The 21914-nt window shown below is 68.2% G+C and carries 23 protein-coding genes and 2 pseudogenes; 14 read left to right on the forward strand and 11 right to left on the reverse strand.

What is annotated here, in order from left to right; genetic code table 11:
• The first annotated feature begins 150 nt into the window (after positions 1 to 150).
• From AOK08_RS22885 to AOK08_RS22900, 4 genes are read left to right on the forward strand one after another with little or no spacing between them, the layout of a single operon-like run.
• Positions 151 to 1626: an aldehyde dehydrogenase family protein gene (locus AOK08_RS22885; RefSeq protein WP_055529264.1), complete on the forward strand. Its 1476-nt coding sequence runs from the start codon at positions 151 to 153 to the stop codon at positions 1624 to 1626.
• Positions 1627 to 1646: 20 nt separating this feature from the next.
• Positions 1647 to 2747: a quaternary amine ABC transporter ATP-binding protein gene (locus AOK08_RS22890; protein ID WP_055529266.1), complete on the forward strand. Its 1101-nt coding sequence runs from the start codon at positions 1647 to 1649 to the stop codon at positions 2745 to 2747.
• Positions 2744 to 4762 (forward strand): ABC transporter permease, encoded by a 2019-nt coding sequence (locus AOK08_RS22895; RefSeq protein WP_055529268.1) that lies wholly within the window; start codon positions 2744 to 2746, stop codon positions 4760 to 4762. The genes AOK08_RS22890 and AOK08_RS22895 overlap by 4 nt, the downstream gene beginning before the upstream one ends.
• Before the next feature lie 12 nt (positions 4763 to 4774).
• Positions 4775 to 5770, forward strand: a complete 996-nt coding sequence (locus AOK08_RS22900) for an ABC transporter substrate-binding protein (protein WP_055529270.1) — start codon at positions 4775 to 4777, stop codon at positions 5768 to 5770.
• Positions 5771 to 5870: 100 nt separating this feature from the next.
• Here the strand turns inward: AOK08_RS22900 and AOK08_RS22905 are convergent, their stop codons facing one another.
• The 3 genes from AOK08_RS22905 to AOK08_RS22915 form a co-directional block, all read right to left on the reverse strand.
• Positions 5871 to 6368, reverse strand: a complete 498-nt coding sequence (locus AOK08_RS22905; RefSeq protein WP_055529272.1) for a peptidylprolyl isomerase — start codon at positions 6366 to 6368, stop codon at positions 5871 to 5873.
• Between the two features lie 194 nt (positions 6369 to 6562).
• Complete coding sequence (locus tag AOK08_RS22910; protein ID WP_241827056.1) at positions 6563 to 8974, reverse strand: ricin-type beta-trefoil lectin domain protein; 2412 nt, start codon at positions 8972 to 8974, stop codon at positions 6563 to 6565.
• Positions 8975 to 9119: 145 nt separating this feature from the next.
• Positions 9120 to 9302: a hypothetical protein gene (locus AOK08_RS22915; protein ID WP_055529274.1), complete on the reverse strand. Its 183-nt coding sequence runs from the start codon at positions 9300 to 9302 to the stop codon at positions 9120 to 9122.
• Positions 9303 to 10097: 795 nt separating this feature from the next.
• Here AOK08_RS22915 and AOK08_RS22925 point away from each other — a divergent pair.
• Positions 10098 to 10871, forward strand: a complete 774-nt coding sequence (locus AOK08_RS22925) for a FadR/GntR family transcriptional regulator (RefSeq protein ID WP_055529278.1) — start codon at positions 10098 to 10100, stop codon at positions 10869 to 10871.
• A gap of 106 nt (positions 10872 to 10977) precedes the next feature.
• Here the strand turns inward: AOK08_RS22925 and AOK08_RS22930 are convergent, their stop codons facing one another.
• The 3 genes from AOK08_RS22930 to AOK08_RS22940 are packed head-to-tail and all read right to left on the reverse strand — an operon-like array spanning position 10978 to position 12236.
• Positions 10978 to 11178: a DUF397 domain-containing protein gene (locus tag AOK08_RS22930; RefSeq protein WP_055529280.1), complete on the reverse strand. Its 201-nt coding sequence runs from the start codon at positions 11176 to 11178 to the stop codon at positions 10978 to 10980.
• Positions 11179 to 11202: 24 nt separating this feature from the next.
• Positions 11203 to 11412, reverse strand: a complete 210-nt coding sequence (locus AOK08_RS22935; protein WP_055529282.1) for a DUF397 domain-containing protein — start codon at positions 11410 to 11412, stop codon at positions 11203 to 11205.
• Positions 11409 to 12236, reverse strand: coding sequence for a helix-turn-helix domain-containing protein (locus AOK08_RS22940; protein WP_055529284.1), 828 nt, complete (start codon positions 12234 to 12236; stop codon positions 11409 to 11411). The genes AOK08_RS22935 and AOK08_RS22940 overlap by 4 nt, the downstream gene beginning before the upstream one ends.
• Positions 12237 to 12342: 106 nt before the next feature.
• Here AOK08_RS22940 and AOK08_RS22945 point away from each other — a divergent pair, with 106 nt between their 5' ends.
• Genes AOK08_RS22945 through AOK08_RS22955 form a run of 4 tightly spaced genes read left to right on the forward strand, consistent with a single transcriptional unit; the run spans position 12343 to position 14105 of the window.
• A complete protein-coding gene (locus AOK08_RS22945) occupies positions 12343 to 12597 on the forward strand; it encodes a hypothetical protein (protein ID WP_055529286.1) in 255 nt (84 codons plus the stop codon).
• Positions 12594 to 12872 carry a DUF7848 domain-containing protein gene (locus tag AOK08_RS22950; protein ID WP_055529288.1) on the forward strand — a complete coding sequence of 93 codons (279 nt, stop codon included), beginning with the start codon at positions 12594 to 12596 and terminating at the stop codon, positions 12870 to 12872. The genes AOK08_RS22945 and AOK08_RS22950 overlap by 4 nt, the downstream gene beginning before the upstream one ends.
• Positions 12869 to 13351 carry a hypothetical protein gene (locus AOK08_RS45875; RefSeq protein ID WP_157876758.1) on the forward strand — a complete coding sequence of 161 codons (483 nt, stop codon included), beginning with the start codon at positions 12869 to 12871 and terminating at the stop codon, positions 13349 to 13351. The genes AOK08_RS22950 and AOK08_RS45875 overlap by 4 nt, the downstream gene beginning before the upstream one ends.
• Positions 13293 to 14105 carry a radical SAM/SPASM domain-containing protein gene (locus AOK08_RS22955; protein WP_055529290.1) on the forward strand — a complete coding sequence of 271 codons (813 nt, stop codon included), beginning with the start codon at positions 13293 to 13295 and terminating at the stop codon, positions 14103 to 14105. Before AOK08_RS45875 ends, AOK08_RS22955 begins: the two co-directional genes overlap by 59 nt.
• 99 nt (positions 14106 to 14204) lie before the next feature.
• Here AOK08_RS22955 and AOK08_RS44825 read toward each other — a convergent pair.
• The 4 genes and pseudogenes from AOK08_RS44825 to AOK08_RS22970 all read right to left on the reverse strand — a co-directional run.
• Positions 14205 to 14344, reverse strand: a pseudogene (locus tag AOK08_RS44825) (IS701 family transposase); the annotation flags it as partial.
• A gap of 83 nt (positions 14345 to 14427) precedes the next feature.
• Positions 14428 to 15627: an ATP-grasp peptide maturase system methyltransferase gene (gene tgmC, locus AOK08_RS22960; RefSeq protein WP_055529292.1), complete on the reverse strand. Its 1200-nt coding sequence runs from the start codon at positions 15625 to 15627 to the stop codon at positions 14428 to 14430.
• Positions 15624 to 16604, reverse strand: coding sequence for an ATP-grasp ribosomal peptide maturase (gene tgmB, locus AOK08_RS22965; RefSeq protein WP_055529294.1), 981 nt, complete (start codon positions 16602 to 16604; stop codon positions 15624 to 15626). Before tgmB ends, tgmC begins: the two co-directional genes overlap by 4 nt.
• 3 nt (positions 16605 to 16607) lie before the next feature.
• Positions 16608 to 16874, reverse strand: a complete 267-nt coding sequence (locus AOK08_RS22970) for a putative ATP-grasp-modified RiPP (protein ID WP_422125764.1) — start codon at positions 16872 to 16874, stop codon at positions 16608 to 16610.
• Positions 16875 to 17030: 156 nt separating this feature from the next.
• Between AOK08_RS22970 and AOK08_RS22975 the strand changes: the two genes are divergently transcribed.
• The 5 genes from AOK08_RS22975 to AOK08_RS22995 all read left to right on the forward strand — a co-directional run bounded on the left by AOK08_RS22975 (position 17031) and on the right by AOK08_RS22995 (position 21501).
• Positions 17031 to 18398 carry an NsdA family TPR-like regulatory protein gene (locus tag AOK08_RS22975; RefSeq protein ID WP_055529298.1) on the forward strand — a complete coding sequence of 456 codons (1368 nt, stop codon included), beginning with the start codon at positions 17031 to 17033 and terminating at the stop codon, positions 18396 to 18398.
• Between the two features lie 13 nt (positions 18399 to 18411).
• Positions 18412 to 18702 (forward strand): DUF6087 family protein, encoded by a 291-nt coding sequence (locus tag AOK08_RS22980; protein ID WP_055529300.1) that lies wholly within the window; start codon positions 18412 to 18414, stop codon positions 18700 to 18702.
• Positions 18703 to 18944: 242 nt separating this feature from the next.
• Positions 18945 to 20255: a methyltransferase domain-containing protein gene (locus AOK08_RS22985; RefSeq protein WP_338400148.1), complete on the forward strand. Its 1311-nt coding sequence runs from the start codon at positions 18945 to 18947 to the stop codon at positions 20253 to 20255.
• A gap of 220 nt (positions 20256 to 20475) precedes the next feature.
• Positions 20476 to 20937, forward strand: a complete 462-nt coding sequence (locus AOK08_RS22990) for a helix-turn-helix domain-containing protein (RefSeq protein ID WP_055529302.1) — start codon at positions 20476 to 20478, stop codon at positions 20935 to 20937.
• A gap of 3 nt (positions 20938 to 20940) precedes the next feature.
• A complete protein-coding gene (locus AOK08_RS22995; RefSeq protein ID WP_055529304.1) occupies positions 20941 to 21501 on the forward strand; it encodes a VapC50 family PIN domain-containing toxin in 561 nt (186 codons plus the stop codon).
• Positions 21502 to 21614: 113 nt separating this feature from the next.
• Here AOK08_RS22995 and AOK08_RS43535 read toward each other — a convergent pair.
• Positions 21615 to 21892 (reverse strand): annotated as a pseudogene (locus AOK08_RS43535) (helix-turn-helix domain-containing protein); the annotation flags it as partial.
• Between the last annotated feature and the right edge of the window lie 22 nt (positions 21893 to 21914).

A 21914-nucleotide genomic window follows, 5' to 3' on the forward strand; every position in this document is an offset into this window, starting at 1 on the left:
GAGGGGTCTCTGCTGGACCCTGTCGAATGACCCCTGTCGAAATCGTCATCCGCCAACTACTTGACGTAGGTCTTCACATTCGCGAGGGTGTTCCACCACAAGCAATTGGGTGCACGATGCGCAACGAATTTCTGTTGAAAGGCTTGGCGCGTGGCAGACCTGTACGTGGACGGTGAATGGCGGGAACCGGTGGCCGGTGGCCGCCGCGAAATACGATGTCCCGCTGACGGCAGGCTGGCCGCCACCGTCTCGGAAGGGACGCGTCCCGACGCCGAGGCCGCGATCGCCGCCGCCCGCCGTGCCTTCGACACCGGACCCTGGCCGCGTACTCCCGAACGGGAGCGCGGCCAGTTGCTGCTGCGGGCCGCGGACATCATCGAGCGGGACGCCAAGGAGTTCGCCCGCGCCGAGTCGCTGGACACCGGCAAGCGGCTGGTGGAGAGCGAGTACGACATCGCCGACGTCGTCGCTTGCTTTCGCCACTACGGCGGGATCGGCGGCACCGACGCCGGGCGGGTGATCGACACCGGCCGCGACGATGCCGTCAGCAGAGTGGTGTACGAGCCTGTCGGGGTCTGCGGGCTCATCACCCCCTGGAACTATCCCCTCCTCCAAGCCAGCTGGAAAGTAGCCCCGGCCCTCCTCGCCGGCAACACCTTCGTCCTCAAGCCCAGTGAGCTCACCCCCTCCACCTCCGTCCTGCTGATGCGGGCGCTGGCGGAAGCCGGGCTCCCTGCCGGTGCCGGCAACCTCGTCCTCGGTGCTGGGCCCGAGGTCGGGGCGCCGCTCTCCGAGGACCCCGCCGTCGACATGGTCTCCTTCACCGGAGGCCTGGAGACCGGCAAACACGTCATGGCCAGCGCCGCCGCCGGTGTGAAGAAGGTGGCCCTGGAGCTCGGCGGCAAGAACCCCAACATCGTCTTCGCCGACGCCGACTTCGAGACCGCCGTCGACTTCGCCCTCACCGCCGTCTTCCTGCACTCCGGGCAGGTCTGCTCCGCCGGGGCGCGGCTCATCGTCGAGGACTCCCTCCACGACCGGTTCGTGGACGAGGTCGTACGCCGCGCCCGGCAGATCCGGCTCGGCGGGCCCTTCGACCCCGAGGCCGACACCGGCGCGCTGATCTCCGCCCAGCACCTGGAGAAGGTCGAGGCGTATGTCGCCGCCGGTGTCGCCGAGGGGGCCGTACTGCGGTGCGGTGGTGAGCGGCCCGGTGATCCCGCGCTCGCCGACGGCCACTACTACCCGCCCACGATCCTCGACGAGTGCACCCAGGACATGCGCGTGGTGCACGAGGAGTCCTTCGGGCCCGTCCTCACCGTGGAGCGCTTCAGGGACGGGGACGAGGACGACGCCGTACGCATCGCCAACGACACCGAGTACGGGCTCGCGGGCGCCGTGTGGACACAGGACGCGGGCAGGGCCCAGCGGGTCGCCCGGCGGCTGCGCCACGGCACCGTCTGGATCAACGACTACCACCCCTACGTACCGCAGGCGGAATGGGGCGGGTTCGGGCACTCCGGCGTGGGCCGGGAGCTGGGACCGAGCGGCCTTGACGAGTACCGAGAGCCCAAGCACATCTGGCAGAACATCCAACCCCGGCCGCAGCACTGGTTCCGCGGCTGAACGCCGAAAAGAGGTCGATCGTGACCCCAGTACAGACCGAGGTGGCGCAGCGGCGCGGCACGCCCAAGGACTCGGACGGCACGCCGGTCATCTCCGTGCGCGGCCTGTGGAAGGTGTTCGGGCCGAAGGCCGAGCGGGTGCCGGAGTCGGCGGAGCTGTGCGGGCTCACCCGGCGCGAGCTGATGGACCGGACGGGCTGCACGGCCGCCGTACGCGACATCGACTTCGAGGTGGCGCCGGGCGAGGTGTTCGTGGTCATGGGCCTGTCCGGGTCCGGCAAGTCGACCCTCGTACGATGTCTCACCCGGCTGATCGAACCCACCGCCGGTGAGATCGTCTTCGAGGGCGAGAACATCCGCGACGCCGACGACAAGCGGCTGCGCGAGCTGCGCCGCGAGAAGTTCTCCATGGTGTTCCAGCACTTCGGGCTGCTGCCGCACCGGAGGGTCGTCGACAACGTCGCCTTCGGTCTTGAGATACGTGGGATGGGGAGGGCCGAGAGGGTCAAACGGGCCCTGGAAGTAGTCGAGTTGGTCGGGCTCTCCGGGTACGAGAACTCCTACCCCGACCAGTTGTCCGGCGGTATGCAGCAACGTGTGGGCCTGGCGCGGGCGTTGGCGGGCGATCCGGAGGTTCTCCTCTTCGACGAGCCGTTCTCGGCGCTCGACCCGCTGATCCGCCGCGACATGCAGAACGAGGTCATCCGGCTGCATCACGAGGTCGGCAAGACGATGGTGTTCATCACCCACGACCTCTCCGAGGCCCTCAAACTCGGCGACCGCATCCTCATCATGCGCGACGGCAAGATGGTCCAGTGCGGGACAGGGGACGAGCTCGTCGGTGCTCCCGCCGACGACTACGTACGCGAGTTCGTGAAGGACGTGCCGCGCGCCGACGTTCTCACCCTGCGCTGGATCATGCGCCCACCGACGGACGGCGACGACCTCGGCGGGCCTGAGCTGGGTCCCGATGTCGTGGTGCGGGAGGCCACCCGGGCCGTCCTCGCCGCCGAGCGGCCGGTCAAGGTCGTCGAGAACGGCAAGCTGATCGGGCTCGTCGGCGACGAGGAGATCCTCGCGGTCGTCGCCGGGCGGGAGCCGGAAGGTGGCGATGTGCGGTGACCGTCGCCATGGAGAAACCTCCGGTACCGGAGCCGCCGCAGCCGGCCGTGCCCGAGAGCGATGGGGCGCCCGTCGCCGCCGTACGCCGGATCAGCCGGCGCGTGGTGATCGGGGCGATCCTCGTCGTCTGGCTGGTGCTGTTCGCCCTACTGCGCGGCACGAACACCCTGGCGCTCGCGGCGGCGGACCTCACCGGGCCGCACCGCTGGCTGAACGACCTCAACGATTCGATCGGCGCCAACCGCAACTCCAACCCGCTCTTCCTCTACTTCTTCAACGAGATCCGCCTGGTCATCGACACCCTGGTGACCTTCGTCCAGCACCTGATCTCCCAGCCGTCCGACGACCGGCCCCTGCCGCAGATCGGCTGGCTCGGGGTCGTCGGCATCGCCGGGTTCGTGTCCTGGGCCGTGGGCAACTGGCGGGTGGCGCTGCTGGCCGTCGCCGGGTTCACCTTCTTCGGGCTCCAGGGCCTGTGGCAGGAGAGCATGGACACCCTGGCGCTGGTCCTGTGCGCGGTGTTCGTGGCGCTGCTGTTCGCGATCCCGCTGGGCGTGTGGGCGGGGCTGTCCGACCGGGGCAACCGGATCATGACGCCGTTCCTCGACTTCTCGCAGACGATGCCCACCTTCGTCTACCTCGCCCCGCTGACCCTGTTCTTCCTCATCGGCGGCGCCTCCGCGACCATCACCACCGTCATCTACGCGGCCCCGCCGGCGATACGTATCACCGCGCACGCGATCCGGACGGTGCCGGAGACGACGGTCGAGGCGGCCGACTCGCTGGGCGCGACCCGCTGGCAGTCACTGCTGAAGGTCCTGCTGCCGATGTCGAAGCGGACCGTGGTGATGGGCGTCAACCAGACCATCATGGCCGCGCTCGCCATGGTGACCATCGCCGCCCTGATCGACGCGCCCGGCCTCGGCAAGACCGTCATCCAGGCACTCCAGTCGCTGGACGTGGGTACGGCGTTCAACGCGGGCCTCGCCATCGTCGTGATGGCCATCGTCCTCGACCGGGTCACGACCGCGGCGAGCGCACGCGCGGAGGCGGCCCGGCGCTCGGGCGGCCGACTCCGCGCCATGCGGCGCCAGTTGGTGGTGGCCGGGGCGGCGGTCACGGCCGTCCTCGTCTACCTGTCGCACACCTACGTATGGGCGGCGGAGTTCCCCGGCGAGGGCGATGTCGGCAGCTCGGTCGCGAGCGGCGCCGACACGGCGAGCACCTGGGTGCAGGACAACCTGTCGGGGATCACCAACGCGTTCCGCGACGCGATCACCAATGGCCTGCTCAATCCCTTCCAGACGCTGCTGACCGACTCGCCGTGGTGGCTCGTGGGAGTGGTCCTGGTCGGTATCGGCGTGGTGCTGGGCGGCTGGCGGGCCGGGGTGACCACGGCCGTGTGCGTCGGCCTGCTGGTCGCCACGGGCGTCTGGTCGGACAGCATGACGACACTGGCGTCCACGCTCGTCGCCACGGTCATGACGATGCTGCTGGCGGTGGTCGTGGGCGTGTGGATGGGGCGCAGTACGGTTGCCGACCGGCTGATCCGGCCCACGTTGGACGCGGCGCAGGTCATGCCGCCGTTCGTCTACCTCGTACCGTTCCTCGCGCTGTTCGGCGCGACCCGCTTCACGGCGATCGTCGCGGCCATCGTGTACGCGGCCCCCGTCGCCATGAAGATCATCGCGGACGGGATACGGAACGTGCCGGAGACCACCGTGGAGGCGGCCACCTCCGCCGGGTGCGACACCTGGCAGATCATCACCAAGGTCCAGCTGCCGATGGCACGCGGAGCTCTGACCCTGGCCACCAACCAGGGCCTGATCTACGTGCTGTCGATGGTTGTTGTGGGCGGCCTGGTAGGCGCGGGCGCCCTCGGCTACGACGTCGTGGCCGGTTTTTCGCAGGGACAGCTGTACGGGAAGGGGCTGGCAGCGGGGCTGGCCATTGTCCTTCTCGGAGTCATGTTCGACCGGATCACTCAGGCAGCGGCGCGGCGTACCAGCGCGTAAGGAGCTACCACCATGGCAAGGCAAGCAGCAGCAAAGTGGAGAACCGGCGCGGCCGGCACGGCCATCCTCGCCCTCACCCTCACCACCCTCACCGCCTGCGGCGGCGCGAAGGTCGGCGAGGCGTCCTCGGGCTCCGACACCTCTTCCGGGTCTTCGGGCGGCAAGTGCGGCACGTTCAACCTCGCGGTCAACCCGTGGGTGGGCTACGAGGCGAACGCGGCCGTGGTCGCGTACGTAGCTGAGCACAACCTCGGCTGCAAGGTCACCAAGAAGGACCTCAAGGAAGAGATCGCCTGGCAGGGCTTCGGGACGGGCGAGGTCGACGCCGTCATCGAGAACTGGGGCCACGACGACCTGCGGAAGAAGTACATCACCGACCAGAAGACGGCAGTCGAGGCCGGCCCGACCGGCAACGAAGGCCTGATCGGCTGGTACGTACCGCCGTGGCTGGCGAAGGCCCACCCGGACATCACCGACTGGAACAACCTCGACAAGTACGCGGCGAAGTTCAAGACCTCCGAGTCGGGCGGCAAGGGCCAACTCCTCGACGGTGACCCCTCGTTCGTCACGAACGACGAGGCGCTGGTGAAGAACCTGAAGCTGGACTTCAAGGTGGTGTACGCGGGCAGCGAGACCGCCCTCATCCAGGCCTTCCGCAAGGCGGAGAAGAACAAGGAATGGGTGATCGGCTACTTCTACGAGCCCCAGTGGTTCATGTCCGAGGTGCCGCTGGTCAAGGTCAAGCTGCCTGAATACAAGGCGGGTTGCGACGCCGACGCGGAGAAGATCGCCTGCGACTACCCGGTCTACAAGCTCGACAAGATCGTCAGCGCGAAGTTCGCCAAGTCGGGCAGCCCCGCCTACAACCTGGTCAAGAACTTCACGTGGACGAACGACGACCAGAACGTGGTGGCCAAGTACATCGCCGAGGACAAGATGACGCCGGAGGCGGCGGCGAAGAAGTGGGTGGAGGCGAACAAGGCGAAGGTCGACGCCTGGACCAAGTAGTACCTGGAGTGTCCCAGGGTGCCCGTGGCGGGGCTGCCGCAGCTCGAAGGCTGCCGCAGTCCCGCCACGGGCTGCCGTGCTGACCTCGGCGGGAGTGGTGTTACTCGCCCACGACGCCCGAGGCGGCGATGACGATCTTCGCGCGGGTGGCACCGGACTGGGAGCCCAGGGACTCGATCCGCGTGACCAGGTCCTGGCCCTCGACGACCTCGCCGAAGACGACGTGCTTGCCGTCGAGCCACGGGGTGAGAACCGTGGTGATGAAGAACTGCGAGCCGTTGGTGTTCCGGCCGGCGTTCGCCATGGACAGCAGGAACGGCTTGTCGTGCTTGAGCTGGAAGTTCTCGTCGGCGAACTTCTCGCCGTAGATGCTCTTGCCGCCCGTGCCGTCGCCACGGGTGAAGTCGCCACCCTGGAGCATGAACTGCGGGATGACTCGGTGGAAGCCGGAGCCCTCGTACCCGAAGCCGTTCTGGCCGGTGGCCAGCTCACGGAAGTTCCGCGTCGTCTGGGGGACGACGTCGTCGTACAGCTTGAAGACGATGCGGCCCGCGGCGTCGCCGTCAATGGTGATGTCGAAGAATACGTTGGTAGACATATGGGTATCCTGTCACGCCCCTGGGCGCATCGCCGGGGAGCCCTCCCTTATGCCGCGCCGACAACAACCCCTGAAAACTGCCCAGCACTCGGAACGGACACCGTTGCAGTACTGGTTGCCGTCGCGCACATGTTCGTGGCCGACGGCATGCGCCGTCGGCCACGAGGTCAGTGTCTGTCAGCCGGTGCTGTGGTTCAGCCCAGGTTCCACTGCTGGTTCGGGCTTCCGAGGCAGGTCCAGAGCTGGAGCTTGGTGCCGTTGGCGGTGCCGTTGTTGCTCACGTCGAGGCACAGGCCGGAGAACACGTTCTTGATGGTGCCGTCCGGGTTGAGCGTCCACTGCTGGTTGACCGCGCCGGTGCAGGTCCAGATCTGGGCCGCGGTGCCGTTGGTGGTGCCCCATCCGGCGTCGTCCAGGCACATCTGGCTGCCGCCGCTGAACAGGGTGATCTGGCCGGCCGAGTTGTGCGTCCAGGTCTGGTTCGTCCCTCCGCCGCAGTCCCAGATCTGCTGCTGGGTGCCGGGTGTGGTGCTCCAGTTGTTGTCGTCCATGCACTTGTTCGCGCCGACCGCGCGGATCGCGGCGGTTCCGATGCCGTTGTTGGTGATGAGGCCGGCCTGCGAGATGACCTCCTGTGCTCCGGCGGGCCAGTTGTAGCCGCTGACCGAGACGTTGCCGGTCAGGACGTTGTTGTGCCCGTCGCCGGTGGTGACGGCTGTGCCCGCCCCCGCGTTGTACCAGTTGTTGGCGAAGGTGTTGTCCTTGGTGTTGTTGTTGAAGTTGGCGTTGGCGAACGCCCAGGCGTTGGTGTCCTGCAGGACGTTGTTCTGGAGGGTGACGTAGCGGGAGCCTTCGTCGAGGTAGAGCCCGACGGTCGTGTGGTTGTTGAAGACGTAGTTGTCGGCGATGAAGCCGCCGGGGTTCGCGGACAGGTTGTAGATGCTGCCGCCGTCGTGGAAGATCTTCTTCGTGTCGTGGACCTTGTTGTAGGTCACGATGTTGTTGTTCAGCGTGGTCGGTGTGGTGTAGGTGGGCTGGAAGTTGTAGGTGCCGCGGTTGACGTAGTCCTGGCTGCCGCCCGGGTCGTTGACGCCCCAGCCCCAGCCGATGTCGATGCCGTCGTAGCCGAGGTTCGAGACCTCGTTGTGGGTGATGACGGCGTGCGAGACGTAGGTGGACAGGATGCCGGGCATGTCCTTGTAGTCCTGCGCGACGTTGTCCACCAGGTTGTTGTTGATCGTGATGTTCTGGTTGGTCATCGCGGAGTTGGACGGGTGGTGCGCGTCGGGCTGGACTCCGCCGACGACGATGCCGCTGCCGGCGTCGTTCGTGAAGGTGTTGCCGCTGACGGTGACGTTCGAGGCGCCGAGGCCGACGCCGGAGGCGTGGGCGTTCGCGTCCTCGCCGATGCCGAGGCCGACCTGGCCGAGGTTGGTGAAGGTGTTGCCGCTGAAGGTGATCCCGCTCGCGGCGGAGACCTGGACCGCCGCGGGGGCCATGCCCCAGCTGTTCCGGGTGGATTCGAAGGCCTGGCAGCCGCTGTTGCAGGAGGTCAGGAAGTCCGAGGGCTCGTTGGAGTAGGTCTGGTTGAGGAAGGTGCCGGTCTGCTGGTCCGCGTAGCCGATGTTGCTGCTGGGGGCCAGCCAGGTGCTGTGCTGGAAGCTGATGCCCTGGAACGCGAGGTTGCGCACGGGGTTGCTGTAGCTGCCGCTGATGTTCAGGAGCGAGGTCAGCTTGGGCAGTTCGACGTCGTGGACGGCGGGGTTCCAGCCGGCCGGCGCCTTGTAGAAGAGCGTGCCGGCGGTCGGGTCGAGGTACCACTGCCCGGCCGTGTTGAGGAACGCGTACGCGTTCTCCAGCTGGAGGCCCCCTCCGGCGAAGGGGTTCGCAATGGTGTCGTAGCCCCAGTTGTTGTTCTTCCAGGCCGGCTGCTGCATGGTGATGGTCGTGCCGCTGATGCCCTGCACCGGCGAGAAGCGGTCGGTGAAGGAGTTCTGGGACTCGAGTTCCATCCGGTTCAGCTGCGGCAGACCGGCTATCCAGTTCAGGTTGGGGTTCTGGATCGTCATACCGGTGCTGGTGAAGGCGACGTCGTTGCGCGAGATGGTCATCGCGGAGCGCGGCGCCGGCGCGCCGTCGACGTAGAGCTGCCGCGAGTCGACGCCGGCGGGGACCGACGCGGAGTAGATGTTGCTGCCCGCGTTCTGCAGGGTCCAGCCGGTCACCTGCTGGCCGCCGGAGATCACCGGGGACTGGCCCGGGGCGGCCTGCCAGCTGACGATGTGTCCGTTCGTGCCCGAGTCCGCGCTGGTGAGGCTCAGGGGTGAGCTCAGGCGGTAGGTTCCGCCGGCGAGCTGCACGACGATGTCGCCGCTCATGTTGCCGTTGATGGCTTCGACGGACGTCTTCGCCTGGGTCAGGGAGCAGGGTGCGGCCGAACTGCACGCCGTGCCGGAGCCGGTGGGGGAGACGAAGATGGTGGCGGAGACGGAGGCGTGGGCCGCCGTCGGGGCGACGAACGCGGCAGAGACCAGGAGGCCTGTCGCTGCCGCGATCTTCGCGGTCAGGCGTCTGCCGACCCGTCTCCGGTAGGGGTGTGACGACACTGTCTGTTCCCTTCGCTGACATTTCCTTCAGCGCCCTCCCGAGGGCACTGTGGAGCTGGAGCACCGCCGGCCGGTCGCGGCGCGGCGGGGACTGGGTGACGCGGATGCGCCTGGCCTTCACAGGCTCAGGGCTGCGCCGTTTCGTTCAGGTGCCGGATCTCGGGCGCCTCGGACCAGCGGCGGTCCTGGGGGCGTCCGGCCAGGGCTCCTGGCGGGGGTACTGGCGGGGGTACTGGCAGGGGTCGGTGAAGGTCCACCGACGCTGCGTTTCGCGGGCGGTCTTGATGGAGGCGAGGTCGGCGGCGTCGAAGTCGTCGCGGTGGTACATCGCTTGCGACCACTGGCTCCTGGCGTCCGGCTTCGGCTTGCCGAGGTGGTCGAGGTGGTCGAGGTGGTTGGGGTAGTCGGGGTGGTCGAGGACGATCGCGGTGTGCGGGCAGGCAGCCGGCTGCCCCAGCTAGGGCAATTGGTATTGGCGGACGCGTGCGTCGAAGGGGAGGCCTGCCTCGCCGATCAGCTGGATGCCCTCGCGGAGATGCGAGTGCTCGCTAAAGCCGGGTGCCTCGTCCTGGAGAAGCCGGACGGTCCGCCCGCCGTGGCTCCGCCCGTACCCCTGGCACCGGCGGTCGCGGTGCCAAGAGCGAGAGTGACCACGGCGGTGGCGAGAGCGGCGCGTGCCCGGCCGCTCTTCGCTCCGCTCGCGTCGGCTCCTCGGGATGTGCGTGTCATGGGGGACTCCATTGTCTCGGGTGCACGCGTTTCCGACCGGATGGACGGGCTGTAGATCGAAATATGTATGACTCAATACGCGCCCGCTGTTTCCTGCCGCGGAGGTGGCTCGAACCGGCCGGCAGGCCAGCGGGTCTCCGTGATGTGACATAAGAGCTGGTAGATACCAGGCGGGTCAAGAGGGTCAGCGGCCCGCTCGGTAAAGTTACGGCTATGTTTCTTCGGCTCCTGGCGTCGCCTTGGGCGGGAGGAGGTTGACCGTCTCGCCAGAATGAGTCGTACTTATCCAGGAACTCCAGGTGGAGGGTATGCACTTGCGCAGCGGAGTTAATCGGTCATGCTGTGCGTGGCCCTAACGAAGGAGGAGCACCTGGTGGACGGCGCGTCAGCAGGGATGGCATCGGACGCGGGACCGGGCGCCCCGGCAGAGAACGGCGCCGCATACCGGCCCGGTTACGAAGTCGTCGCGGAGCAGATCCTCAAGCTCATCGCCGAGAGGCAGCTGCAACCGGGCGACCGGATGCCGACGGAGAACGAGCTGGCCTCGTCGCTGGGCGCCAGCAGGAGCGTCGTGCGCGAGGCAGTGAAGATCCTCTCGGCGATCGGCCGGGTCAGCGTCCAGAAGGGGCGCGGACTCTACGTCGCGGACGATGAGGGCATGCTCGGCTCCTCGCCCTGGGGCGGATCCTTCATGCCGACGGACCTCGACCAGATCTTCATGCTCTTCGAGTTCCGCCGCGTGCAGGAGACGGCCACAAGCCGGCTCGCCGCGACCCGTGCCACCCCGGCGGAGCTGCGGGTGATCAAGGAGGCCATGGATCTGTGCCGGGAGGGGCATGAGACGGGCCGTGACGCGCTCTTCGGCCAGGGCGACGACGCGTTCCACCTCGGTATCGCCGAAGCCTCGCACAACCCCTTCCTCGTCGCCGCCGTCCACGAGGCCCGGCGGCTGCAGCGGCAGTCCCACACCATCGGCATGCACGGGGCGGTCGGCGACCACGCCAGGGACGCGGTCGCGGAGCACGCCGCCATCTACGGCGCGATCAGCGCCGGCGACCCGGACGCCGCGGCGGAGGCGGCCGGCGTTCACCTGGACAAGACTCTCGAGGACTACCGGCGCGAGATCCAGCGCCGCATCTTCGGGTCGGGTCCGACCGAGAGCCGTTGAGCCCTTCAGCGGCGGTGGACCGCTGACGACCTTTACCGGAGTCGGCGCCCGGACCCTGACCGCAGGGTCGGCCGACACCGCGCCGCCCGGCGAGGGCGAGGTGCGCTCAGCCTGTGCCTGCCTTGACACTCGCAATGAAGGAGGAGAAGGCATCGGCCGGGAAGCCGAGAACCGGGCCGGTGGGGTTCTTGGAGTCACGGACGGGGACCACGCCGCGCGAGGCGACGAGATTCGCGGCGACCTGGACGCACTGGCCGCCGTTGCCGCTGTAGGAGGACGTGAACCAGCGGGGGGATTCGGTCGTCACGGGTGCCCTTTCGTACGTGGCTGATCAGATGGTGTCGAGCTTGCCTGCTTTGACACTCGCCACGAAGGAAGTGAAGGCATCGGCCGGGAAGCCGAGAACCGGGCCGGTGGGGTTCTTGGAGTCACGGACGGGGACTACGCCGCGTGAGGCGACGAGGTTCGTGGCGACCGCTACGCAAGCGCCGCCGTTGTCGCTGTACGAGGACGTAAACCAACGCGGGGATTCAGTCGTCACGGAGTGCCCTTTCGTAACTGCTCGATCATGGCCACGGATGCCGCCTGAGATAGCGCTTCTGCCTGCAACTGATGGTAGGCCGTCAACAGGGGCAGTACGAACGTGCTTTCCCGTTCGAGATGTCCGCGGTGGGCGGACTCCGCGTAGGACACGAGCGACCGGTCCGGCAGGGTCACGATGTAGATGGGCAAGTTGAATGGCCGCCTGGCCCCCATCGCGAACGGAGCGACCTGGACGACGGTGTTCGGCAGCTCGGCGAACTCGATCAACCGCGCCAACTGGGCGTCCATGACAGCGGGTTCGCCAATGGGCCGACGGATGCAGCCTTCATCCAGCACCACGAAGACCATCGGTGAGGGTGTCCGGGCAAGCGTGGCCTGCCGTTCCGCGATGAGCGCGACACGCTGGTCCGCCTGATCGCTTGTGATCGCGCCCCGCCGCACGGCGCTCTGCGCGAGAACTGTCGCGTACTCCGGTGTCTGGAGCAGACCGGGGACGATACCCACCTCGTACAGCCGGATCTCCGCCGCCTGTGCCTCGTGGTCGACGAATTGCGGGAAGCCTTCCAGGAGGCCCGCGTTCCGTACCTTACGGAAGGCGCGTTCGAAGCTGTCGCCCGTGCCCAAAGCGGCGTCCGCACTCAGCGCCAGGCGCAAGGTTGGAAGTTTGCGACCTGTTTCGACCGACGAGATATGGGTGCTGGAGTACCCCATCTGTTCAGCCAGCTCTTCCTGCGTCCAGCCGCGTTCTTCCCGTGCAGCGCGCAGCCGCGCCCCGAAGGCCGCCTGAGGCGAGCTGTCCGGGTCCAACTCCTTGCGGTTCATGGTTCTTTCCTCAACCTTTCGTTCTCGGCTGCCAGGTTGAAGGGTTCCCGTCTGTCGGTCACGCTGAAACCCCTGGTAGTGGAATGACTACGGAGAGGAGTGCCCCATGTCCGGCGACAACGACCCCACCCAGTGGCTGGAACCCCCCAACCTCCCTGCTCCCGGGGCGCTTTTAGTGGACGCGCACGACCGCATCGGTGAGTTTCGCGGCGAGTGGTGTGGGCTCTGGTCCCTTCGGCCGGTCACGGGCGGCACCGAATGGACCGTGAACCCCGCCGACGTACGGCCGGCGAGTCCGCAGCAGCGGCTGCGGGCCGAGAACTCCCGGGCCAACGCGCGAAGTCGGGGTGAGCGGTTGTGACCACTCCGATCACCGCGACCACTCGCCTGTTCCGGTTCGTCCAGTGGACCTTGCGTCCCGACCGGGACGACGACGCCCCGCCGCTCACCTACGCGTTCCGGTGTCTCGCTCTCGGTGATGACGACACCGAATGCGGTGCCCGGTCGAAGTCGACCACCGAGCCGATCGACTCCCAGGACTGGGCGTTCGCCCACATGCGCGCGCACCCCGAACACACCAGCTACGCCGAAGTGATCGAACGCCCGTGGGTGATGTGGCGAGAGGGCTCGACGTGAGCACAGCACCCGTGCCGGTGGAGTACCGGTGCGAAGTGCTGGCCACGGGGCCGGTGTACGGCAGGGACTTCGAGGTGCCGTACCTCCTGGCCGCCTTCCAGGCCATCTCACCCGTGCTGGCACTGCGGTGGCTCCGCGCACAGGCGCTGCACATCGCGGACCGACTCGACCCCGACCCGCAGCGTTCGCCATGGGTGCGGCCGGCCATGCGCCTGGATCCGGCGCCCGACCCGGACTGCCCGACGAAACTCCGCTTCTGGTGCACAAGCCGGGCGGTCCAACGAGCCGCCCACGAGTGGATCGAGAGTGGCGTACCGCTGCTGGTGGTCGTTCCTGACGTGGAGTGTCGATTCACGCTCTCCGTGTGGCCTGTCCGGATGCCCCCGTCACATGAACTCGCTCCCAGGAAGGAACCGACGTATGACAACGCTCATCGAACTGCCCGCCGTATCCTCGCTCGCCGGAATCCAGTCGCTTGAACTGGAGATCACCGGAAAGTGCCAACTCACCTGCGCGCACTGCCTGTCCGAGTCCAGCCCGCAAGCAACACATGGGGAGATGACCCCCGCTGACTGGCGAGCGGTCATCCTCGACGCCGCCGCACTCGGCATCCGAACCGTCCAGCTCATCGGCGGAGAGCCGACCGTCCACCCGCAGTGGCATACGTTCGCCGACCTGGCGCTCTCGCTCGGGCTCCGGGTGGAGATCTACAGCAACCTCTTCCACGTGCGTGAGGAATGGTGGGACCTGTTCATTCGCGACGGGGTGACGCTCGCGACGAGTTACTACAGCGACGACCCCGAGGAACACGACCGGATCACGGGCCGAACGGGCAGCTATGTCCGTACCCGGTGCAACATCCGGGAAGCGGTCAACCGTGGGGTCGAGCTGCGGGCCGGAATCGTGGACGTCCTGCCGGGACAGCGGGTGGCCGAAGCCCACGCCGAGCTGGAGTCCATGGGGGTCCGGCGCGTCAACACGGACCGGGTGCGCGCGGTCGGGCGTGCCGCTCTGCCGGGGCAGTCGCCGACGCTGGAAGAGATGTGCGGGCGGTGTACGCGAGGACGTGCGGCAATCCTGCCGAACGGAGATCTCGCAGGCTGCGTACTCTCCCGGGATTTCCCGGCGGGCAATGTGCGCGAAGCCCGGCTCGCCGAGTTGCTCAGGGGCCGGCGGTGGGTGGAACTCTCGGCGCGCGTCCCCGCCCCGCGTACTGATAACTGGGACGACTGAAAGGCTCGGCGGCATGGATTGGGCGAGACGGGATGCCGGTGCGGTCTCCGCCGCCTCCGCCAGCACTTGCCGTTTCTGTGTCGTCAGGACATGAGCGCTCAGCGGAGCGATCAGCCCTCTCATATATACGCGAGAGCCGACTCGCGGGTTTCCAAACGGTTGAACCGATGCACGAACTGCTCATGCACCACGTTCGGTTCACGCCCCCACAACCGGACATCAGCAAGGTCCCCACCCATAACCAGACCAGTGACCGAAGTGGCCAGCAGTCACTGGTCAACACCGTTGCAGTACTAAGGAGGCCTGGAGCGTACGGCCCGCGTCAGGGCCTCGGCAGCGGCAGGCCAGGCATCTGCGGGTGCCGCAGGTGCTGCCCGCCGCCGGAGACGTGCAGCGTGAACGTCTCCGGTCCCGGCCGGCCGGCCGTGTCGTAGGCGTCCAGGACGCGCTCGACCCGTTCCCACAGCTTCACCGGGCCGCCCTCGCGCACGGCCCAACCACCGCCTGTGGGGGTGAGGGTGGCGGCCGAGCCGGTGACGACGTCGACGAGGTGCACCACCTCTCCCACGGTCGTCATCTGCGCGTCGGGCACCGCGCTCTGGGCGAGGAACCGCAGGTGGAACGCTTCCTCGGTGGCGGCCGTCATGCGCTCCGGGCTGTGCGGGGTGGCCCGGGGTTTGTCGGGCAGGCCTGCGGCCCAGTGGGCGGGGTTGCCGAACACCGGCGCCGCGTGCGTACGCGCTGACATGAACGACACGGTGCCGCCGAGCAACTGGCCCTCGGCAGTGCCGTCCTCGGCCACAGTCAGCAGGACGCGGGCGTATCCGTAGAGCCAGCCCGACAGAGTGAGCAAGATCTTGCCGCCCGGACGTACTTGCGCGAGCAGAGCGGGCGGCACCGCGCGGAAGGAGCAGGCGGCCACGATCCGGTCGAACTTCGCCTCGGGCCAGTACCCGTACAGGCCGTCCGCCACCGCCAGGGTCGGGGTGTGGCCCAGGCCGTACAGAGCGCTCGCCGCCTGCTCCAGCCGACGGCCGTCGACCTCGATCGACGTGACGTCGGCGGAGCCGAGAGCTTCGCACACGAGCGCGGTCGAGTAGCCGGTTCCGGTGCCGATCTCCAGCACCGTGTGCCCCTCGGCGATCTCGGCGTCCGACCACATGCGCACGACGAGCGAGGGCAGCGTGGAGGACGACGTCGGGGCCCCGCCGTGGCGTACGACGGGGTCCCGCCAGTCGGGTTCCGCACCGTCGAACTGCGTGATCAGCGTGGTGTCGGAGTACGCGGCGGCCAGCCAGCGGCTGTAATCGAGTTCGGCGGTGACCGGCTCCCACACCGTCAGGCCCTGCTCGTCACGCTCGTCGGCGGGCAGGTAGAAGCCGGGCACGAATCGGTGCCTGGGCACCGCCTCGACGGCTTGGCGCCAGGCCGGATCGGCGAGGACGCCGTCGGCGACGAGGCCCTTGGCCATCGCCTCGCGCAGGCGTACGGAGTCGGTCTCAAGGTCGGCGGGCATGCTCATCTCGGCCCCGCCTCCTTCCTGCTCAGGATGTCGGCGAACGCCTCGGTGATGTCCGGCGCGTCGGGCAGCCAGCCCCACTGTCCGTTGCTGTTGCACTCGATCGCCGTCCAGTGCTCCGGAGCATCTCCGTCGCCGGTCAAGGCGAAGTCGAAGCAGCCGAAGACCAGGCCCAACGAGGCCAGGTAGCTGTGCAGCGCGGCCTCGATGGAGGCAGGCACGGTGACAGGGGCGTGGATCAGGTCGTCCCAGTTGCCGCGACGCCAGTCCAAGGCGCCGTCCGGGGCGGCGATCTGCTGGGCGAAGACACGGCGGCCGACCACGGTGACTCGTACGTCACCGGTCTTGGGGATCTCGGCCTGGAACAGGTGGGCGGTCACCGCGAGGGAGTCGTCGAAAGTCTCCGGATCAATGCGCTGGGCCCAGATCGCGCCGGTGTGCCCGTCTTCGTCCGGGGGCAGGCCGCGGAACGTCTTGTAGATGACCGGGCCGTGTTCGGCGGCGAACTTGCGGGCCGCCTCGACGTCGTTGGTGACCAGGGTCGGCGGGATCGACAGCCCGAGCTCAGTGAACCTCTGCAACTGGGCGGGCTTGAAGTCCGCGCGGGTCACCGCTGCCGGGTGGTTGACGTAGAGGGCGCCGTGCAGGGTGTTCAGGATGCCGCCGAGCCCGTGCCTCGCCTCAGCGGCGGCGAACTCCCGCTGTTGCGGGGGCAGATGCTGATACCGGACGGCGTACGGGGTGGGGCGGCGGTAGTAGACCGCCGCCACCTCCCCCAGCTCCACCTCTCGGCTCGCCGTACGCAGTCGCCCGCCCCACGAGGGCGCCCCTGCCTTGATGCGGGCCCCGAAGGCCAGCCCGGTGCCGATGTCGGCGGGGTCGACGCGGACGACGGTCACCTCGCGTTCGTTCAGCGCGGCGATGACCCAGTCCGCGGTGACATCTTCCAGCGCGGTGACGACCAGGACGGTGGAGGCCATCGGTCAGTCCGACTCGTAGTCGGTGGTGTTGTCGTCCTGGGTCTGCGGCTGCGGGTTCTGCCCGTCCCCGCCCCCGGACACCGACGCCGTGCCGGTCGTCTTCGACGTGCCGTGCTTGCCCATTTCCACGACCTGGCCGACGGCGTCGGTGTAGCGGGCGGTCTGTGTGGCCTCGTCCAGCACCACCGTGGCGTACGACGGCGGGCCGATGGGCAGCCGGTCGGTGACCAGCCCCATCGCCCACGGTGCCTGAGCGGTCGGGGTAGCCATGTGCTCACCCTTTCCCCACTGGATGAAGCGGAAGCCGATCAGCCCCCGCTTGAGCAGAATGGGTGCCCTCCCATGGCCCTGACCAGTACCGTAAGGGTCGCGAACCGTGGCGAAGAAGCCACGCTCCGTATACGCGGCGGGGAGGATGAGACAGCGGTGTCCAGTAGATCCGGCAACCCGCACCTGGCGCTGTGGACCGCCGCGAGCGGCCTGTCCCACGGGGAGATCGCCCGCCGAGTCGCCGTGGCGGGCAAAGTCCGAGGCCACCGGCAGATCGCCCCCGACACCACCCGTATCCGACGCTGGATCGACGGTGAGAAGCCCCGCCCGCCAGTCCCCGCCCTGCTGGCCGATGTCCTGTCGGAAGCGGTCGGCCAGCCGCTCACTCCCGGTGATCTCGGCCTGGCGGGTACCGGTGTGGTGCTGGATAGCATCCAACTCCCGCTGCTGACCGAAGCAGCCGCCCAGGCCCTGGCCGGATGGACGCAGATGGACTTCATGAACCGCCGCGACACCCTCAAGCTCGCCGTCGGCGCCCCGCTGGTCCTCGCCGCCGAACGAATGCTCGGCGGCACCGCCCGCGCACTGAACCACGACCACAAGGGCTTCGACGCCGATACCGTCACCGCCCTCGAAGAGGTGACGGCCTTCTTCACCAAGGCTGACGCCTCGAAGGGCGGCGGGCTGTACCGTTCGGCGATCGTCGCCCAGCTCGACGAGGTCGCCCGCCGTATCCAGGACGGCGTCCCACCGAAGCTGAAGGCACGAGTGTTTGCGGCGACCGCCGACCTCGCGGCACTCGCGGGATGGGTGAGCCATGACGCCGGCCGCTACGGCATCGCCCAACGCCTGTGGAGTTACGGCACGTATGCCGCCGGCGAGGCCGGGCAGCGCGACCGCGGGGTGGAGATCGTCACCCGCATGTCCCACCAAATGATCTACCTCGGGCACCCCCAGGACGCCCTCGGCCTGCTCGGCGTCGCTGCCAAGAAGGCCACACTGCCCGCGACGAGGGCGCTGGTAGCTTCGCAGACAGGCCGGGTGCACGCGGCCCTCGGCGACGAACGAGCGGCCGACCGGCACCTCGGCGACGCCGACCAGCTCCTGGCGGACGGGCTCGGCGCCGACGTCCCCGAATGGGTCGCGTACTTTGACGCGGCCGAGCACGCCGGCGCCCGCGCGGTCTCCGTCCGTGACCTCGCCGGACTCGGCCCCGGCCGCAGGGCCGCGAGCGTCCACTTCGAGGACGCCCTCAAGCTCAGGAAGCCCGGCTTCGACCGGGTCCGCGTCATGGACCGCGTCGGTCTGGCCGCCGCGCTCTTCGACGAGGGCGAGGTCGAGCAGGGCGCCGCTGCGGCCCACCAGGCGCTCGACGACGCGGCCCGCGTGGACTCGACCCTCGTCGTGTCCCGGCTCAACACGCTGCTGGAAGCGGCCCGCCCGTACGAGACCGCCGCAGTCGACGAGGTACGCACGAGGGCGAAGGAACTGGCTGCCACCCGGCCGACCACGATCGCGGCCTGAGAACATCGAGAGCATGGGCAAGCACCGCCGACCCGGACCGTCGAACCAGCCGTCGCGCGCCGTGCCGCGCGTGGACGCCGACGACCCACTCGCCGCCTACAACAAACGGCGCCGCCCCCCGATGGACCTCTACCGCCGCCACCGGCCGGTGCACGGCGGCGCCGGTCACCTCCGGCCCGACGAGCCGCGCGTCCTGGAGGAGTGGACCGGGTTCGCGTACGAGGTGGTCGGCACTGCTTCCAGCCTCGCGGCCGCCCAGGAATGGGTGCACGAACTCCAGATCGGCGACGACACCGTGGCCTGATGCCCCGTGACGAAAGGCATTCCGGTCCACGGCCGATGCGATGCTTTGTCGAACGCTGGCCACCGCAGCCTCGACCGGACACGTGCCGAACATGTCCGGCACGCAAAGCACCTGCTCAAGCTGGCTTCTTGCGAGAGGCGGTCGGAAAAACTGGAGATCACCGGAAAGCGCCAACTCACCTGCACGCACTGTCTGTCTGCGGCATGGATTGGGACAAGAGGGCGGAAGGGCTCGCCGATCAGGTGACCCAGCCGGATTCCCGGTGGTTCGCCCCGGTCGCGTGCGTGCCCCGGCACCAGTTGGTCCCGCGCTGGTGGGACCGTGACGGCTCGGGTGGGTGGGTTCTCCGCGACGGGGCGAGCGACCCGGAAACCTGGGCGGACGCCGCGTATGCCGACCGGTCGTTGGTCACCAGGGTGGGTGGGCTGCATGCCGATCACGCGAAGACCGGCGACCGGCCCGAGGGGTTGCCCACGTCGTCCGCCACGCTGCCGAGCCTGGTGGTCCGGATGCTTGGGCACGGTCGACTCGGGGACGGGCTGGCCTTTCTGGACCTGGGCACCGGAGCCGGCGGGCTCACCGCCTACGCGTCGCACCGGTTCGGAGCCGAGAACGTGACGAGTCTGGACGTAGACGCCTACTTGACCGGCGTGGCAGGTGAACGGCTCGCGGGTATGGGTCACCACCCCAGGTTCGTCACGGCGGACGCGACCGAGCACGTACCCGGCTCGTACGACCGCATCGTGTCCACGGTGGGGCTGCCCGCCGGTCCGGGGCTCCGCCCGGTCCTCGCCGCGCTGGAACCAGGCGGACGGATCGCGACCACCCTCGGGCGTACGTCCCTGATCATCACCGGCTGGAAGCACCTCGGCGGTGATGTCGTTGGGCGGGTGGAACGGGACACCGCCGGATTCATGCTTACCCGGTCCGGGGACGACTACCCGCCCGCCCTCGCGGAGTTGTTCGCCCTCGCGGAGAGCGCGGAGGGGGACGAGCGCGGTACGGGCCGCTACCCGGTGGTCGATGTGGCGAACGCGTGGGAGTTGCGCTCCATGCTGGAGGTCACGACACCGGGCGTCGAACTCCGCTACCAGGTCAGCGGCCGAACCCGTACCGCGTATCTCGTCCACGCGGACGGGTCATGGGCCCGAGCCGTCGCGGAGTGGACCGATCCGCCGGAGGTTCATCAGGGCGGGCCGCGACGGCTCTGGACAGTCCTGGAACGTATCCGGAACCGGCTCAACGCGGAGGGGGCGTTGCCGTTGCTCGGCGCGGATGTCCGCATCACTCCCGATGGGGTCTGCCACCTTTCCCGGGGGGAAGTGGAGTGCGTCCATGGGCGTGCAGTAGCCGCAGCGCGTCGGACGCTTCCGCCCGTCCCTCCGTTCGTTCGGCGTGCCTGCCAGGCCAGCATCGCCATCCTGGACCACGCGGCCGAGCGGTGCGGGATGTGCCTGACAACCTACGCCGCATGCCGTGTCACCGTGTGTGCCTTGTCGCTGCACCGCAGGCCAGTGGCGCTGACAGCATCAACCGCCGCAAATTACCCCTAGGATCTGTTGCGCTTGTTTCGAATATTGCGGATACTTCGATAAGCAAGACAGCTTCGACCAACATGACCCAGATCCACCACCGCCACCTGCCACCATGACGGCCGCAGGCCCCGTTCGTCGCGCCAACGACAAACGGCGGGGTCTACAGCTGTCACGCCAGTCCACCGTCGCGCCAAGGACGGCGGACTGGCGCGCACCTACGGATTCGAGGGGCGCACGAATGACCAAAATCGACATTCGCCCGGTGAAACTCCCGGACGACAAGCAGGAAACCGCAAACCAGGCCCTCGCGAGGGTTCGGGCCTACCTGGCAGAACACCAAGATGCATCCCAGATCCATGTCACCGTTCAGGATGGAGGTGACCGTGAGCTCTTGGCCCTCCCCCGCGAGGCTGTGGAACTCCTTGCCTCGCTCCTGGCACACCTTGGCGCGGGCCGGGCGGTATCTGTCGTTCCGTCCGACGCCGAACTCACCACTCAGCAAGCCGCCGACATGCTCAACGTGTCGCGTCCCTTCCTCATCGGCCTCTTGGATGCCGGAGAGATCGAGTACCGGACCGTTGGCTCGCACCGCAGAATCACCGCGTCGTCCCTGCTGGAGTACCAGCGGAGGGACGACCACCGTCGCCGAGGTGTGGCTGATGAGCTCACTCAGCTCGGCCAGGAGATGGGAATGATCTAGGTCATGGCTTTCGTCGCCGTCTACGACGCCATCGTCTTATATCCGAGCACATTGCGTGACGTTCTCATTCGCGTGGCGCAGGCTGGGCTTGTACAGGCGAAGTGGACGGACCAGATCCTCGATGAAACCTTCCGCAACCTGAAGAAAAATCGGTCTGACCTGGATTCGAAGAAACTGGACCGTACGCGGGAGTTGATGGCGGGAGCGATCCGGGATGTGCTGGTCAAGGGATACGAACCGTTGATCGACATGCTCGATCTACCGGATCCCGATGACCGGCACGTCCTGGCCGCTGCCATCAAGGCAAAAGCCCAGGTGATCGTCACCTCCAACCTGAGGGACTTCCCCACCGACAAGCTGTCTCCGTGGGATGTGCAGGCCGTCCATCCAGACGCCTTCGTCGAGGCGCAGGTCGACCTCTCCCCCCGGCTGGTGTACGGGGTGCTGACGCAGATAGCGGACGCGTGGAAGAGCCCGCTCAACGCGGTGGTCGCGGATGTGATCGATTCCTTGGAGCGAGAGGGTCTGGTGGCGTCAGTAGCGGCGCTGCGGGCCTTGACATAGCGACCTTCTGACGTCCGTGCCGCGGCCGGTCCGGCCGGGGCACGGACGTCTCTCGGCGTCAGCAGGTATCTACGCCTCGGTGCGCGCGACACGCCTCCGACACGGTGAGCCTTTTCCAGGATCAGGTAAGCCTTCATCGATGCGGCCCGTACTGCTTCGGCAGCGTGGGGGTGAGGGTGGCCAGGAGCTCGACGGCCTCGGTGACGTACCGGTGGACGGCGGTGGTGGCGATCCCTGAACCAGGCGCAAGCTGGGCGTAGGGCCGGCTGTTGCGGAGGTGGGCGAGGGTGAGCATGGCCTGCCGGCCCGCGTTCAGGCGTCACCATCGGGTGCCGGGAGCGCGCTGGCGGTGACGCGCCGACGGGGCTTCCGCTGTCTCTGCCCCCGCCAGGTAGACGTCCCCCCTCCGCCCC

The organism is Streptomyces graminilatus, assembly GCF_001418565.1.
GTDB lineage: Bacteria > Actinomycetota > Actinomycetes > Streptomycetales > Streptomycetaceae > Streptomyces > Streptomyces graminilatus.